Raw genomic sequence first — 16,254 nt, forward strand, 5'->3', positions numbered from 1 at the left:
TGCAGGCATTATAAAAAATAAAAGAATCACCCTCTGGTTTACTTTTGCAAAGATTCATTCCTATGAGAAGGCGTCAAAGCTGCTTGATGATTTGGTGGCTGGATTAAGGACAGAGGGATATGAGATTGTCTTTTCGTCTATTGATGATCTTGTTGATACAACCTCCCTCGAATATCAAGGTACGCCTGAAGGCAGTTTCCCCAATTCTCAGAGAATACATGGTTATAACGCGGCAGGCGGTTTTTCCGCCACAGCCGAAAAAAAGGATGATAAATTGAGATTTTCATTTGGGGAAATTGAAACAATTCAGGAGTTTGCTAAAAAATTTGGGAAAATGGCCTATGGTCGGTCCTTAATGAAGTCAATATGAAGAATATGCCAGGCCCGGCAGGATGATGTTTTTTCAAGTGCACGCTGCTTCTGCCGATAGTTTTCATTTGTCTAAAGTTTTATCCCGAAGGAAAGGGCGGTACGGTCGATGGCAATGCCCATTGCCGGATGAATTAACTCCCTACCGTTGCTGATGAACGGATGGTATTTAAGTTGCAGCTCTGCCATTATTTCTGATTGTCGGGCAATTACGATTGTTCTCTTATATTTATTAATGATTTTCACCATTTGTCGCTTTATGCAGGTTTCCCCTGGCAAGAGAGGCAAAAATGCCGGCAAAACAAAGAGCGGCGAAAACAGTGAACCCTGTCCGGGCGCATTTCATGAAGATGTCGTGATATTCAGTGGTTATCTGCACCTTGCCGAGGTAGAGGGAAAAGAGCAGCATGATTATTCCCATACTGAACATCTGGCCGGTCAGCCGCATGGTGCCCAGCATCCCCGAGGCGGCGCCGTAAAACCTTTTTTCAACAGAGGACATCGCCGCGTTGGTGTTTGGCGACGAAAAGAAGCCGAAGCCGATTCCCATAACGGCCTGGCAGAAAACAACGTATCCGAGGCTGGTTTCTTTTCCGAGAAAGGAGAGCAGGACAAGCCCCAGCGTGGTCGCCCCCATTCCCGCCGATGCCAGCAGGCGCGGTTCCATTCTGTCGGAGAGGCTGCCGGCAAGCGGGGAGAAAATGACCTGCATGACCGGCTGGATAATCATGATCATCCCGGCATGCTCGGCACTCAGGCCGCGGATATGCTGAAGATAGAGGCTCAAAAGAAAGATGACCGCAAAGGTTGCCCCGTAGTGGATAAAGGCGGACAGGTTAGAGAATTTGAAGGTCCGGTTTTTGCTGAACAGGGTGATGTCCAAAAGTGGATTCGCGGCCCGTTTTTCCCAGACGACGAATCCATAAAGCCCGACCAATCCTCCAAAAATCAGCGCCCCCGCGGACAGCGTCGGCAGGATGGAAAATCCGTACATCAGGGCGACCAGCGACAGACTGTAGATCAGGGCCCCGGCGGGATCGAATCTTTCTCCCTTTGCCTCTCGCCACTCTCCGGTCATTTTCCAGAAAACGAGGATGATGATGAGCAAGCCCAGCAAGGCATTCAGAAAGAAAATGCTCCGCCAGCCCAGATGCTCGGTCAGCAGTCCGCCGATCAAGGGCCCCACCGACAGGCCGGCATATACGGCTGCCACATTGATGCCGAGCGCCCGGCCCCGTTCCTGCTGCGGATAAACGGAGGTCAAAATCGCGATCCCGGTTCCGAAGATCATCGCGCCGCCGAGCCCCTGCATCCCGCGAAAGAAGATCAGCCCGGCTTCCGAAGACAGCAGGGCGCACATGACGGAGGCCGCGGAATCGATGATGATGCCGGCGAGAAAAATCTTTTTTCTCCCGTAAATATCGGCGATCCGCCCGAAAGGGACTAAAAACATCGCTGCGGCAAGCAGATACGACGTGGCGATCCAGCCGAGCGACAGTGCGCTCAGCGAAAGCTCCCGGTCGATTGACGGCAGGGCGATATTGACCGAAGAAGACGTGAAGGGGGTCAAAAAGGAGCTCAGCGCGGCGATCAGGGCGATGACGGATTTATTGATCTCTTTTTTCGAACTAATCGCTGGTTTCAAAGCATTTTCCTGTCGCTGCGAATCTTTATTGCCCGTCTGTTTCTGTAAAAGCTGCGGGGGAGAAATAGCACACCTTTTTTGACGGGCGCAATAATTTTGTTTAACTATCTTAGCAAATCATCCTGGTTGCTATTTAGGCGCGAATATTGTAGGAGACCCCCATGAAAACACCTTTGTCGGGATACGCGGGCATCTATCAGGGAACGGCGCTGATCGCCGATCCAATTTACCGTTATGCATCCTTTACAGTGCCGTGCGGCAATGACAGCGAAAAGACTGAAAAAGACCTGATCGACTCGCCCTGGGTGCAGCGGCTCCGGAGGATCTATCAGCTCCAGAGCGCGCGCTGGGTATATCCCGCCGCGGAGCATACGCGCTTTCAGCACTCTTTGGGAACCATGCATATGGCGGGCGCGTTCGGGCGGCGCCTCTATCCCTCCCTGCAGGAGGTTTGTCCGGATGTCCCCTCGCAGAACTTTGTCGAGGAGCTGCTGCGGGTTGCCGGTCTTCTGCACGATGTCGGCCACGGTCCGTACGGCCATTTCTTTGACGACAATTTTCTTGACAGCTATAACGTGACTCACGAGGATCTCGGCCGGACGATCATCTGCAAGAAGCTGGGACGTATTATCTCCCGGATAGGCCGCAGCCCGTCCGGCGCTTTTGCCGCAGGCGAGCTGCTCGAACCGAAAATGGCGGCCTTTCTGATCCGCAAGCCCGAGGGGCAGGAGGAGAAGATTCCCCGCTGGCTGCAGATGCTCCGTCAGCTTTTTTCCGGCGTCTACACCGTCGATAACATGGACTATGTGCAGCGCGACGCCTTCATGACGGGATTTTCCCTCGATATTGTCGATATCGAGCGCCTCTGCTTTTACACCTTCTTTACAAAAGAAGGACTGACGCTGCATCAGGCCGGGGTTTCCGCGTTTAACCGCTTTCTTAACGCCCGGCTGAACCTCTATTCCAACGTCTATTTTCATCGCACGACCCGGGCGCTCGATCTGCATCTCCATGAGATCTTTCGTGATACAGTGGCGCTGATTATGCACGCCAGCCCAGCCCTCAATCTGGAGGCATATCTCGCTTTCGACGAGTGGCGGCTCTTTGGCGAGGTGCGTTCCTGGCTTGCAAGCCCTGATCCCCAGAAGCGGCGGCTGGCCCGGGAATGGGAAAAACTTCACAGCCGGGAAGTCAAATGGAAGATGTCTTTTGCCGCCGAATTGTCGGTTGACCAGCTCCAGAAGGGAACGGGCTTCGCCGGGGCCGCCGATTATGAAGCCAGAATCCGTTCATTTTTGCCTTCATCCCTGAGGAAAAAGGTCTTCCGTGTTGATTTGGCCACTCAGGATCCCCGCCCGCTCAATCCGATGGCGGATACGGAAAAAAAGGTCAATATTTTTGAGCCGGCGACGGGGGTGATCTCCATGGAACCTCTGCGGGACATATACCGCTTTATTCCGGCCCGGATTGTCCAGCTCCGGGTATTTTCCCTCGATCACGAGCATGACGATCTGCTGGCCCGCGCGGCGGAACGCGCCCTTGCCGCCCTGGACGGGATTTCCCGGACGAATATTTGACGATGAGCTCTGATTTGGAACAGGCCCGGCGGCGCAACGCGGAAACAACCGACATCACCCTTTTTGTTCGCACCTCCGGCGAGGAGAGCGCCCAGTGGAACCGTCGCATGATCGTCGAGGCGTTGATCCGCGAGGCGCAGCTCGACGAGACGACCGCCGATGAGATCAGCCGGGAGGTGGAGAAACAGATATTTGCATCCGGGATAGGCATGCTTACCACGGCGCTCATCCGGGAACTTGTTGACGCCCGACTGATCGAAAGAGGGATGGAGCAGGCGCGGCGTCTGCACGCCCGACTCGGCTTTCCCCTCTACGATGTCCGACAGCTCATCTTTCATCGCAACAAGGAAAACGCCAACGTTCCCCATGACCCGGAAGGGACAAATTTGGCCCTTGTCGAGGGGATAAAACGCGAATACGCCCTGCACGACGTATTTTCCCGGGAGATTGTCGATGCCCACGTATCGGGAGACATCCATCTGCACGGTTTGGGTTATGTTGACCGGCCCTATGGTTTTTTCCAGTCGCTCGAATATCTCAAGCTCTTTGGCTTGAAACTGCCCAATTTTGTGACGGTAGCCGCCCCTGCCCGCCATCCCGAGGTGCTGCTTGCCCACATGGTGCGCTTTGGCGCCTCCTTGCAGGGGCATATCTCCGGCATGATCGGCTGGGATGCGGTAAACGTCTCTTTTGCCCCCTACCTGGCGGGGATGGAAGACGGCCAGATCGAGCAGTTTGCGCAGATGCTTGTTTACGAATTTTCGCAGCTTACCTCCTCCCGGGGTGGACAGGCGATTTTTACGGATATCCATCTGTACTGGGAAGTTCCTGATTTTCTTGCTGAACTTCCGGCTATTGGTCCGGGAGGAACGCCAACCGGGCGCGCCTTCCGGGAACATGGCGAGGACGCGCGACGATTTGCCCGGGCGCTGATGCGGGTTTACCGGAAGGGTGACGCGGCGGGTAAGCCGTTCATCTTTCCCCGGCCGATTGTCCATATCACGAAGCAATTTTTTGCTACCCCGGGACACGAGGCGTTTCTTGAGGAGGCTTGCGGCGCTGCCGCGGCCAAAGGCAACCTCTGCTTTGCGCTGGAGCGGAGGGCGGCGGCCGGTCTTGCCCCGGGGGCGAACTTCGCTTTTCCCGCTGAAGAGGCAGGGTTGCCCTGGAAAAGGCGATACGCCTCGCTCCAGAATGTTACGATCAACCTTCCCCGGCTCGGATACCGCGCCCTGGATATGGATAAGGCCGGGCTGCTTTCCCTGCTTGACGAAACGATAGCGAAGGCCGTCAAAGCGCACCTGCAAAAGAGAGATTTTATTCAAAAACTTCTTGATCTGGGCGATACGGGACCGCTGACTATGCTCGCCATGCAAAACGATGGTTCTCCATATCTCCGCATGGCCGATGCGGTTTATCTGATCGGGATGGCGGGGCTCAATGAATTGGTGAAAATAAGGACAAAACGGGAACTGCACGACTCCGAGGAGGCGCTCACCCTGGGGATGGCGATCATCAGGCATATGGCGGAAGAGGTGGAGCGATTGTCCGCAAGCCACGGGATGAAATTCCTGCTGGAACAGACGCCCGCGGAGACAACCGCCTACCGCTTTGCCCGCCTTGACCTGAAGAGCTTCTCCCCGCTGGCTGGGCATTATGTGCTTGGCAATATTGCAAAAAATGAGATTTACTATACGAATTCCACCCACCTTCGTCCGTCGGCGCCGGTTGATCCCATGACGCGGATCTTCCGGGAGGGGCGCTTTCACCCTTTTGTGCAGGCCGGCTCGGTTACCAACATAGAATTGGGCGCGTCGGAGCCGCCGGCGTCGGAGCTTGCCGATCTTCTCACGCGTGCTTTTCGCGAGACTGAGAACAAACAGGTAGTCTTTTCCCCGGAATTTACCTCGTGCCTGAGCTGCGGGGCCGCCATGCGAGGGCTGCGTGAGGCATGCAGCTTCTGCGGCTCAAAAGAGGTTGAGGGGCTGGCGCGCATAACCCAGTATTACAGCTTTACTTCCGGATGGAATCGGGGCAAGCGCGCCGAACTCAACGATCGCAACCGCCCATCCTTTCCCGCAAAGAATTAAAATCAAGAGGCAATTGCAAAACCATTTGTCATTCCCGAATGTCTCTATCGGGAATATGGTTTTTCAAGCAGTTAGAACCAGATTCCCGCTCAGAATCGTTGCGGGAATGACAAGAATGGGGAGTTTTGCAATTACATCTCAAGAAAATTAATTTTCCGGTTCCCTTGACATGAACCAGGCGGGTTCTTATATTACCGGCGGTTTTGAGGACATTCCCTGAAAAGTGAAAGGTTAATAGAGGGATGGAAGATTACATAATCAAGATATTCAGGGAGTCGATTCAGGTAAAGGAGGCTTTTCTCAACGAAAACCTGAATCGTATAGTTGCTGTAGTTGAGGCGGTGACCGAGGCGCTGACTGCCGGCAGCAAAATACTCCTCTTCGGAAACGGCGGATCGGCTGCGGACGCCCAGCATCTGGCCGCCGAGTTTGTCAACCGGTTTCTCATCGAGCGGCCGCCGCTTCCGGCTATCTCTCTTGCCACGGATACGTCGGTGCTTACGAGCATCGGCAATGATTATGATTTTTCTGAGATATTCAGCAAGCAGATTAGGGCGATCGGTCAGAAGGGCGATATCGCCTGGGGGATAAGCACCAGCGGAGGATCGGTAAACGTTGTCAAGGGGCTGGCGGCTGCCCAAAAAATCGGCATGATTACGATCGGGCTCACAGGCCGAGACGGCGGCGAGATTGGCCGGATGGTTGATTTTCATTTGAACGTCTCGTCGCAGAGCACCCCCCGCATCCAGGAGGCGCACATAACCGTCGGGCATGTTATCTGTGAGATGGTGGATTTCAAGCTGTTTCAGAGGACGGAAAGCTTAGCTTAATATATATAGGGGAGTTCATGGGTTTGAAGACAGGCAAAAAAGATACAACCGGGATTAATAATGCCGTAAAAAATGAGGCTGATGGGCAACAGGGGCTGTCGGCTGAAGAGCTGATTGACGGTAAAAATACAGAGGAGCTGACTGTAAAACTCCAGGAGGCGGAGAAAAAGGCCGCGGAAAATTATGACAAGTACCTGCGTTCCGTTGCCGAATTCGATAATTATCGCAAACGCTCCCTCCGCGAGAAGGCGGATGCCATCAATTACGGCAATGAAAAGCTGCTGCAGGACATCCTGCCGCTTCTGGACGGCATAGACAGGGCGCTGGAACAGACCGGCAAGTCGGGTGATTTAGCGGCTTTCAAGACCGGGCTGCAGTTGCTGCGCGAACAGTTTGTCGGTTGTCTGAAAAAGCATGGAGTGGAATCGATCGACACTCTCCGACAGGATTTCGATCCCAACCTGCACGAGGCGCTGCTCCAGGTTGACAGCCCCGACCATGGGCATAATACGGTGGTAAACGAATTCGAAAAGGGCTTTCTGCTGAACGGGCGGTTGCTCAGGCCGGCGAAGGTGTCTGTTTGCAGACGCCCCGTAGCGGACGATGATAATAAAAATGAGTGCGAAAATGCATAAATTCAAGGAGGAATAGCTATTATGGCAAAGATTATTGGAATAGATTTGGGGACAACCAATTCGTGCGTCGCGGTGATGGAAGGCGGCGATCCGGCCGTTATCGCCAACCAGGAGGGGAACCGCACGACTCCGTCGATCGTGGCTTTTGCCGAAAACGGCGAGCGTCTGGTGGGGCAGGTGGCCAAGCGCCAGGCCGTGACCAATTCGGAGAACACCGTTTATGCGGTAAAGCGGCTGATCGGGAGGAAGTTTGGTTCGAAAGAGGTGCAGTACGACAAATCGGTAAGCCCCTTCAAAATAACCGAGGGGCCAAACGGCGACACCCAGGTAACGGTTCGGGGCAAGAATTACAGCCCGGCGGAGATATCGTCGATGATTCTGACCAAGATGAAGCAGACCGCCGACGATTACCTCGGGGAGAAAATAACCGACGCGGTCATCACAGTGCCTGCGTATTTCAACGACTCCCAGCGGCAGGCCACGAAGGACGCCGGCAGGATAGCGGGGCTCAATGTTTTGAGAATCATCAACGAGCCTACCGCGGCGGCCCTGGCCTACGGTCTTGACAAAAAGAAGGACGAGAAGGTCGCCGTCTTCGATCTGGGTGGCGGAACCTTCGATATTTCGATTCTGGAGCTGGGCGGCGGCGTTTTTGAAGTCAAGGCGACAAATGGCGATACCCATCTCGGCGGCGAGGATTTCGACCAGCGGCTGATTGAATATCTGGCTTCCGAGTTCAAGAAGGATCAGGGGATCGACATCAAAAACGACAAGATGGCCCTCCAGCGACTCAAGGAGGCCGCGGAAAAGGCGAAGATGGAGCTTTCGAGCTCGCTGGAGACGGATGTCAATCTGCCGTTCATAACAGCCGACGCCTCAGGCCCCAAGCACTTGAACATAAAGCTGACCAGGGCAAAAATGGAGGCGCTGGTCGAGGATTTGATCGAGAAGACCGTTGGCCCCTGCATGACGGCAATGAAGGACGCGAAGCTGTCAATGTCTGATATTAATGAGGTTATCCTTGTCGGCGGGATGACCCGCATGCCCCGGGTGCAGCAGAAGGTGAAGGAGATTTTCGGGAAGGAACCCCACAAAGGGGTTAACCCGGATGAGGTGGTGGCGATTGGCGCCGCGATCCAGGCCGGCGTCCTGACGGGCGACGTCAAGGATGTCCTCCTGCTCGATGTGACGCCTCTTTCCCTCGGCATTGAAACGCTCGGCGGCGTCTTGACCAAACTGATCGAGAAGAACACGACGATTCCGACCCGGAAAAGCCAGACCTTCTCCACAGCGGCGGATAATCAGCCGGCGGTCAGCATCCATGTTCTCCAGGGCGAGCGCTCCATGGCGGCCGACAATCGGACGCTGGGTCGTTTCGAACTGGTCGGGATTCCCCCGGCGCCGCGCGGCATGCCCCAGATCGAAGTAACCTTCGACATTGATGCCAACGGCATTGTCCATGTTTCCGCGAAGGACCTGGGCACCGGTAAGGAGCAGAGCATCAAGATCACCGCCTCCAGCGGCATGACCGAAGAGGAGATCAAGAAATTAGTGAAGGATGCCGAGGCGCACGCCGAGGAAGACAAGAAGAAGAAGGAGCTCATCGACGCGCGGAACCAGGCCGACACGCTCATGTACAGCGTCGAGAAGAACGTCAAGGAGTTCGGCGACAAGATTGACGCTGCCGAAAAAGGCAAGATCGAGGAAGCGATCGAGAGGGTGAAAAAGGCGATCGCCGGCGACGACCTGGCCGAGATCAACGCCGCTCAGGAGCAACTGAGCACGGCCTCTCACAAACTGGCAGAGGCGATGTACGCGAAGACCGCTCAGCCGGGAGCAGGCGCTGGCCCTCAGCCGGACGGCGCCGCCGGGCCAGAAGCGGGCGCGCAAGCGGCGGGAGGCAAGGATGACGATGTTGTCGATGCCGATTTTGAGGATGTAAAGAAGTAGCTTTTTGACGGAAACAATGAAAGTCCGGACATCTTTTCAATGATGTCCGGACTTTTTTATTGGATGGCGTAAGCTCATATAATTAAAATACTTAGCGTAAAATTGTCCTCTTAATTTTCCTCTCCCTTTGTGACCGTAACAGTAGCGGTAACAGTAACAGGGGTTTCATTAAAGGTCTTTGTTGTGATATAAAAGTCTCAATAGGTTATTTGACTGGATGGCGGGACACGAAGGGGTAAATTAACAAACAGTGAGGGTGTAGGGCGGCGAATGACCACTTTGGTGCAATGATCAGGCTTGTCTATCTTCTATTAACGGTTCTGCTTGTCCTGCCTGTTTATCCGGTTTTTCCGGCAGGCGGGAGGGGTTCCGCCGCCCATGACCGTCTGCCCGTGCAGGCCCGCCTGTTAATCGATCGGGAGTATTTCGACGTTTTGCAGGACGGGATAGAAGGGGCCCAGACAGAGATTGTTATTTGCGCCTATCTTTTCAAAACTCTGGAAAGAGCCAATGGTTACCCGGAAAAGATAGTGAAAAGCCTGGCCGCGGCGGTCAAAAGAGGAGTTCGGGTGTTGGCCGTCATGGAACTCAGCCAGAAAAGCGGCGACCTGCTCCAAACCAATGTGGAAACGGTAAGGAGGCTGGAGCGGGCAGGAATAAGGGTTTGCCCCGACCCCCAAAACACGGTAACCCATGCAAAACTTGTTGTTATCGACCGCCGGCAGCTTTTTATCGGCAGCCACAATTTGACGCAATCCGCCCTCAGGTACAACCATGAAGCCTCCGTCTGGATCGATTCTCCGGCGATGGCCAAAGAGGCGCTGGATTATCTGGATTATGTCTGCATGCAGGGAAAAGACAAACTGAAACATCCATGACGGCGAACTGCTATAAGGCAGGATAAAATATTTTGCAATTACCTAGAAAGAAAGGACTTTACAGTTGAAAAAACGCTTTTTACTGACAAATGATGACGGCATCTATGCGCGAGGGATTGACGCCCTGCGTCGAGAACTTGCCAAAGATGCCGAGTGCGTTGTTGTAGCGCCGGAGATCGAGCAGAGTGCCGTTGGCCATGCGATTACGGTTTTCCGGCCGCTGATGGTCAGAAAGGCCCGAAAAAACGGCAGCGTCTTCGGCTATGCCGTCGCCGGCACGCCGGCGGACTGCGTCAAGATCGGTCTTTGCGAACTGGCCGGCGGTCCGGTCGATCTGGTTGTTTCCGGGATCAACCATGGGCGGAACGTCGGCATTAACATCATCTACTCCGGGACCGTTTCCGCCGCGACGGAGGCGGTTATCCTCGGAGTTCCGGCGCTGGCGATTTCGGTTGATTCGCATCAGGAGGTAGATTATACTGCGGCGGCACGTTTTGCCCGGAAGATGGCGGCCTTTATCCTGAAAAATCCGATGCAGAATGTGGTTATCAACGTGAATGTTCCGGCCATTCCCGAGGATGAGATCAAGGGGGTGGTTGTAGTCAGACAGGGCCGGGCGCGGATGAGGGAGAGATTCGAAAAGCGGACGGATCCGCGGGACAATCTCTATTACTGGCTAGCCGGCGAGCCAGAGCTTCCCTTGCAAGAGCAGGACGATACCGACTTCAGCGCCCTGAAAAAGGGGATGATAACGATAACCCCGATCCATTGCGATCTCACCCGCTACGATCTGCTGGATGATTTAGCAAGGCTGGCCAAAGAGAGTTTCTAATATCTTGCGGCCGGAAATACTGCCTGTAACAAAACAGAAGAAAGAAGACGCTTGATGATGGATACAGCTTTTCTGGGACTGATTCAAAATGCCGCGCTGCTTTTGGCCGCGGCCTTTATCTTTGACGTGGCGACGACCCGGTGGCGCGCCGGGCAAACTGTGGCGCGGGATGTGGCTGTTGGACTTGCCACCGGCGTAATCGGCATCATCATCATGGTTACGCCCTGGACATTTATTCCGGGAATAGTGTTTGATACCCGCTCGGTATTGATCGGAATCTCCGGCCTTTTTCTGGGATGGCTCCCCGCCGCAATTCTGATGGCGATGACGGTGGCGTTTCGTTTATTTCTGGGAGGGGGCGGCGCTTGGACCGGCGTTGGCGTGATCATTCTATCGGGGGCGATCGGAATCGCCTGGCGCCATTTTCGTGGATGGCCTCTTGACGAAACCTCCTGGCGGGAGCTCTACCTTTTCGGAATCGTCGTCCATTTGGCAATGCTTGCCATGATGCTCACCCTGCCTTGGGAAACCGCCTTGCGAGTTCTTTCCAATATTATCGTGCCGGTCCTGGCGATCTATCCGGTGGGAACCGCCCTGTTGGGGACGCTGATGGTCAACCGTCTGCATCGGGAGAAGTCAGAAGAAGAGCTGCGAGCAGCGAACACATTTCTGGATTCGGTGATCGAGAATATCCCGGACATGATCTTCGTCAAGGATGCCCGGGACCTTTGCTTCGTCCGGTTTAACCGGGCGGGAGAAGATATTTGGGGTTATTCCCGAGAGGACATTCTGGGGAAGAATGTGGGCGATTTCGTTTCTCAAGAGCAAGCTGATCTTTTTACACAGCAGGATCAGGAGGCTTTGCAGAAAAAAAAGGTTTTGGATATCCCGGAGGACCCCCTGCTGACGCGCAACATGGGGATGCGCATCCGGCATACGAAGAAGGTGCCGATCTTGGACGCGAACGGAAATCCCGAATACCTGCTCGGCATTTCTGAAGACATCACGGAGCAAAAGCAGAAGGAGGCCGAACGGGAGCGGCTGCTGTCGGCCATCGAGCAGGCCGGCGAGATTTTCATCACAATGGATGCTGAAGGCGTCATTCAGTATGTCAACCCGGCGTTTACGAGCGTCACCGGTTATACTCGAGAAGAGGCGCTCGGGCAAAATGCCCGCATCCTCAAGAGCGTCGGGCACGAAAAGGGTTTCTACCGGGATATTTGGGCGACCATCTCCCGCGGCGACACCTTCGAGGGCCGCATTGTCAACAAGAGACAGGACGGAACCACCTATATCGTGGACTCGACGATCTCTCCGGTCTTTGGCGGCGACGGAAAAATTGTCAGCTACGTGATTGTCAGCCGGGACATTACAGAACATATTCGTCTGTCTGAACAACTGCAGCAGGCGCAGAAGATGGAGGCGGTGGGACGGCTGGCCGGGGGGGTGGCGCACGACTTCAACAACATGCTGGGGGTGATTATCGGCCATGCGGAAATGGCCCTGGAAAAGATTGGGCCGGGCCACCCGTTTTATGACGATTTTAATGATATACTCAAGGCCGCCGAGCGCTCCGCCGATCTCACCCGGCAATTGCTGGCCTTTGCCCGCAAGCAGACCGTCTCCCCTGTGGTGCTCGATCTCAACGTTACGGTTGAGGGAATGCTGAAAATGCTGCGGAGGCTGATCGGCGAGAATATTCACCTTGCCTGGCTTCCGGGGGCGGATCTGCCGCTGGTCTGGATGGACCCCGTCCAGATCGACCAGATGCTGGCGAATCTGTGTCTCAATGCCCGCGACGCCATTGCCGGGGTGGGCAGGCTCACTATAGAGACCGGAAAAACAACCTTTGATAACGAATATTGCGCCGAGCACGCGGGTTTTGTCCCCGGCGAGTTTGCCTTGCTTGCCGTATCCGACGACGGCTGCGGGATGGATAAGGGTACCCTCGAAAACATCTTCGAACCGTTTTTCACCACCAAGGGCCTGAGGCAGGGCACCGGCCTGGGGCTGGCCACGGTGTATGGCATCGTCAAGCAGAACGGCGGATTCGTCAACGTCTATAGCGAGCCGGGACAAGGGACGACCTTCAAAATATACCTTCCGAGGCACGCGGGGCAGTTTATTGAGCCCTTGGAAAAAATTTCAGGGGATATCCGGCAGGGAGGCGGCGAGACGGTGCTCCTGGTGGAAGATGAGTCGGTGAATCTGGAGCTGGGCAAAATAATGCTGGAGAGCTTCGGTTACAGCGTGCTCGCCGCCGGCTCTCCCGGCGAGGCTCTGCGGCTGGCAGAAGAACATGCCGGCGAGGTTGACCTGCTGATGACCGATGTGGTTATGCCCGAAATGAACGGGCGGGAGCTGGCCGGGCGGCTGCAAGCGCTTTACCCCGGACTTAAATGTCTCTTCATGTCCGGCTATACGGCCAACGTCATCGCCCATAACGGCGTGCTGGACGAGGGGGTTCACTTCCTTCAAAAGCCATTTTCGAGACAAGGCCTGGCCGAAAAAGTCCGAACGGCGCTGACGTAAAAATATTTCAGGCAAAACCGGCGTTAAGGGGGAGCCAAATCCCCGGTCGGGGGAGGAATTTTTTATAAATAATGATAACCGGTAAACCATTAAAGAATAAGAAGATTGCCATCCGCGGCGTTCTGGCGTTGTTGATAGCGCTGTCAGGCTTTCTCTGGCAAATATCCGACGCCTTTGCCGAAGAAAAACCGCAAATGATCACTGCCGGCGTTCTCAGAAACTTTCCTCCCTACCATTTTTTCGATCAGCAAACGGGGCAGCCGGCAGGCTTTGCCGTGGAAGTCCTGGACGAAGTCGCCAAAAATGCCGGGTTGGAGGTTCGCTATATCTTTTTCGACGAATGGCCTGCCGCGAACAAGGCGCTGCGGGAAGGTCGCATTGACGTCATTCCCGATATGGGGATGACCGAAGAAAGAAAAAGTTATGCTGACTTCACCCATCCCTATGAAACCTTTCATATAAATATCTTCATTCGCGAAACGGATACTGACATACGGGGGATCGACGATCTGCGGGGGCGGAATGTTGCCGTGGTGGCGCAAAATATGGGTTTAACCGTCATGCAGAAATACAAAAAGGCAAAACCCGTCATTTTCCCGTCGCTTGATCAAGCCTTGCTGTCGCTGCTTTCGGGAAATACGGACGCCTTGGTGTATCCCGAGCTGCCCGTCCTTCTGATTGCCCGCCAAAGTGGGCTTCAGGAGCGGATCAAAATCGTCGGACAGCCTCTGCAAGAGGTGAAGCGCGCCATGGCCGTGAAAAGGGGGAAACCCGAGCTGCTCCGCAAATTAGACGCGGCGTTGCAGACGTTTATTGCAACATCTGAATATAAGGCAATCTATGCCAGATGGCACGTCGCCCCGGCGCCGTACTGGAATGTTTGGCACGTCGCGAGTGCGATGGCGGGGTTGCTTTTTCTGGTCATCGTCATCTTTGCGACGATGCGCTATATAGCCTTGAGGCGATTGAATCGGAAATTGCAAAGCGCCTTGGAAGGGCAGGAAAATGCCGAGAAGGAGCTCCATGCAGAATCGGAGCGCCGAAGCATCCTGTTTGAGAATTCGCCTGACGGCATCCTGATCATAGACCCGCAGACAGCAGGATTCCTGGCTTTTAACACGGCGGCTCACCAACAACTGGGATATTCGCGCGAAGAGTTTGCACGGCTCACCATAGCCGATGTGGAGATCAACGAAACGTTAGAGGATGTGAAGGCGCACATCGCCAATGTGATCCAAAAGCGCAGCGATGTGTTTGAGACCCTGCAACGCAACCGGCAGGGAGAAATCAGAAATGTTCAGATAACGGCGCAGATCGTGGATGTTCATGGTCAGCCGATTTATCACTGCATCTGGCGCGATATCACCGACCGCAAGCGCGCCGAGGAGAAGAATCTGCGCCTGGCGGCGGCGATCGAACAGTCCGGGGAAACGGTATTGATGACCGACCTGGCGGGAATCATTCAATATGTCAATCCGGCCTTTGAGCGCATTACTGGTTATACGCGCCAGGAGGCTATGGGAAAGAATCCGCGCATCTTGAAAAGCGGCAGGCAAGACGGCGATTTTTACAAAGATCTCTGGGAGAACCTGAGCGCCGGCCGAACCTGGAAAGGGCGTTTCGTCAACAGGAAAAAGAGCGGCGACCTCTATGATGAAGACGCCACGATTTCTCCCGTAAGAAATTTGGCGGGGGAAATCACCCACTATGTGGCGGTAAAGCGCGATATTACCGAGCAGTTGAAGACGGAGAGACAGCTTTTGCAGGCCCAGAAGATGGAGGCTATCGGCACCATGTCCGGCGGCATTGCCCACGACTTCAACAACATTCTCGGCGCCATCTCCGGCTATACCGAACTTTCCCTCGCGAAAATTCCCCCCGAGAGCAGGATCAAGTATTATCTGGAGCAAATACAAACTTCCACTCAGCGCGCTGTAAACCTCGTGCGGCAGATCCTCGAATTCAGCAGGCTTACAGAGAAGGAGCGAAAACCTGTCAGTTTGCTGCCGCTGATCAAGGAAACCGTCAAGATGCTGCGGGAAATCATCCCCGCGACCATTGAAATACGTCTGAACGCCCGCATCGACGCCGATACGGTGCTGGGCGACGCGACTCAGATCTACCAGATACTGATGAACCTCTGCACCAATGCCTATCAGTCAATGAAAGAAAAAGGCGGGCTGCTGGAGATTGATTTGTTGGGAACAGAGGCGGGAGAAGATATTGAAGACATGATTCAGGGGTTGAAGCCGGGCCCTTATGTTGAGATTATCGTCAGGGACACCGGAGAAGGCATCGACCCGCTGATCCGGAAACGTATCTTTGACCCCTTCTTTACCACAAAAAAGATCGGTGAAGGCACCGGACTGGGGCTGTCCGTTGTGCATGGCATTGTCCGGAGTTATGGCGGAAAAATAACGGTGGAAAGTCAGGTAGGCGCAGGGAGCGCTTTCCACGTCTATCTTCCCTTGCTTTTCGAAAACCCGGAGGCAGCGCTGGGGGAGGTTGACCAGCCGGGCAGGGAAGGCACGGGCAGGATACTGCTTGTGGATGATGAAGAAATGCTGGTCAACGTGACGAAGGAGATGCTGGAGGAGCGTGGATATACGGTAACTGCAGGAACCGACAGCGTTTTGGCCTTGGAAGCCTTCCGCGCCCATCCCGAGGATTTTGATCTGGTCATAACCGATCAGACCATGCCGGTCATGACGGGCCTCGACCTGGCCCGCGCCCTCATCTCGATCAGGCCCGACATCCCGATCATCCTCTGTACGGGCTTCCTCGATTCCGCCTTTGAAGAAAAGGCAACTGAGGCAAAAATACGGGAAGTTGTTTTGAAGCCGGTCAAAATCAGGCGGCTTATCGCCAGCATCCACGGCCTGCTCGCTCCGTCAAGTTAAACCACAGGGAAAGATT

11 protein-coding genes are annotated in these 16,254 nt (G+C 54.7%); 10 read left to right on the top strand and 1 reads right to left on the bottom strand.

All coding sequences use genetic code 11. The features are described from left to right. A partial coding sequence (locus M0P74_00005) for a hypothetical protein (protein MCK9361976.1) occupies window positions 1-370 on the top strand: 370 nt, incomplete at its 5' end. 231 nt (window positions 371-601) lie between these two features. On the opposite strand, the gene M0P74_00010 is transcribed toward M0P74_00005, so the two are convergent. Continuing rightward, window positions 602-2,014 carry an MFS transporter gene (locus M0P74_00010; GenBank protein MCK9361977.1) on the bottom strand — a complete coding sequence of 471 codons (1,413 nt, stop codon included), beginning with the start codon at window positions 2,012-2,014 and terminating at the stop codon, window positions 602-604. Window positions 2,015-2,175: 161 nt separating this feature from the next. Here M0P74_00010 and M0P74_00015 point away from each other — a divergent pair, with 161 nt between their 5' ends. The 9 genes from M0P74_00015 to M0P74_00055 all read left to right on the top strand — a co-directional run bounded on the left by M0P74_00015 (window position 2,176) and on the right by M0P74_00055 (window position 16,238). Then, window positions 2,176-3,591 (top strand): HD domain-containing protein, encoded by a 1,416-nt coding sequence (locus M0P74_00015; GenBank protein ID MCK9361978.1) that lies wholly within the window; start codon window positions 2,176-2,178, stop codon window positions 3,589-3,591. A gap of 2 nt (window positions 3,592-3,593) precedes the next feature. After that, the gene (locus M0P74_00020; GenBank protein ID MCK9361979.1) at window positions 3,594-5,681 is read left to right on the top strand and encodes an anaerobic ribonucleoside-triphosphate reductase; all 2,088 of its coding nucleotides are present in this window, start codon (window positions 3,594-3,596) and stop codon (window positions 5,679-5,681) included. Window positions 5,682-5,923: 242 nt separating this feature from the next. Beyond that, on the top strand, window positions 5,924-6,511 hold the full coding sequence (locus M0P74_00025) for a D-sedoheptulose 7-phosphate isomerase (protein MCK9361980.1): 588 nt from the start codon (window positions 5,924-5,926) through the stop codon (window positions 6,509-6,511). 17 nt (window positions 6,512-6,528) lie between these two features. Further along, window positions 6,529-7,146 carry a nucleotide exchange factor GrpE gene (gene grpE, locus M0P74_00030; GenBank protein MCK9361981.1) on the top strand — a complete coding sequence of 206 codons (618 nt, stop codon included), beginning with the start codon at window positions 6,529-6,531 and terminating at the stop codon, window positions 7,144-7,146. A 21-nt stretch (window positions 7,147-7,167) separates the two neighbouring features. Next, window positions 7,168-9,096 (top strand): molecular chaperone DnaK, encoded by a 1,929-nt coding sequence (gene dnaK / locus M0P74_00035; protein MCK9361982.1) that lies wholly within the window; start codon window positions 7,168-7,170, stop codon window positions 9,094-9,096. 287 nt (window positions 9,097-9,383) lie between these two features. After that, window positions 9,384-9,974 (top strand): phospholipase D-like domain-containing protein, encoded by a 591-nt coding sequence (locus M0P74_00040; GenBank protein MCK9361983.1) that lies wholly within the window; start codon window positions 9,384-9,386, stop codon window positions 9,972-9,974. A gap of 64 nt (window positions 9,975-10,038) precedes the next feature. Beyond that, on the top strand, window positions 10,039-10,806 hold the full coding sequence (surE, locus tag M0P74_00045; protein MCK9361984.1) for a 5'/3'-nucleotidase SurE: 768 nt from the start codon (window positions 10,039-10,041) through the stop codon (window positions 10,804-10,806). Between the two features lie 54 nt (window positions 10,807-10,860). Then, the gene (locus tag M0P74_00050; protein MCK9361985.1) at window positions 10,861-13,338 is read left to right on the top strand and encodes a PAS domain S-box protein; all 2,478 of its coding nucleotides are present in this window, start codon (window positions 10,861-10,863) and stop codon (window positions 13,336-13,338) included. 71 nt (window positions 13,339-13,409) lie between these two features. Continuing rightward, window positions 13,410-16,238, top strand: coding sequence for a transporter substrate-binding domain-containing protein (locus M0P74_00055; GenBank protein MCK9361986.1), 2,829 nt, complete (start codon window positions 13,410-13,412; stop codon window positions 16,236-16,238). The last annotated feature ends 16 nt before the right edge of the window (window positions 16,239-16,254 follow it).

Source organism: Syntrophales bacterium (assembly GCA_023229765.1).
Lineage (GTDB): Bacteria > Desulfobacterota > Syntrophia > Syntrophales > UBA5619 > DYTH01.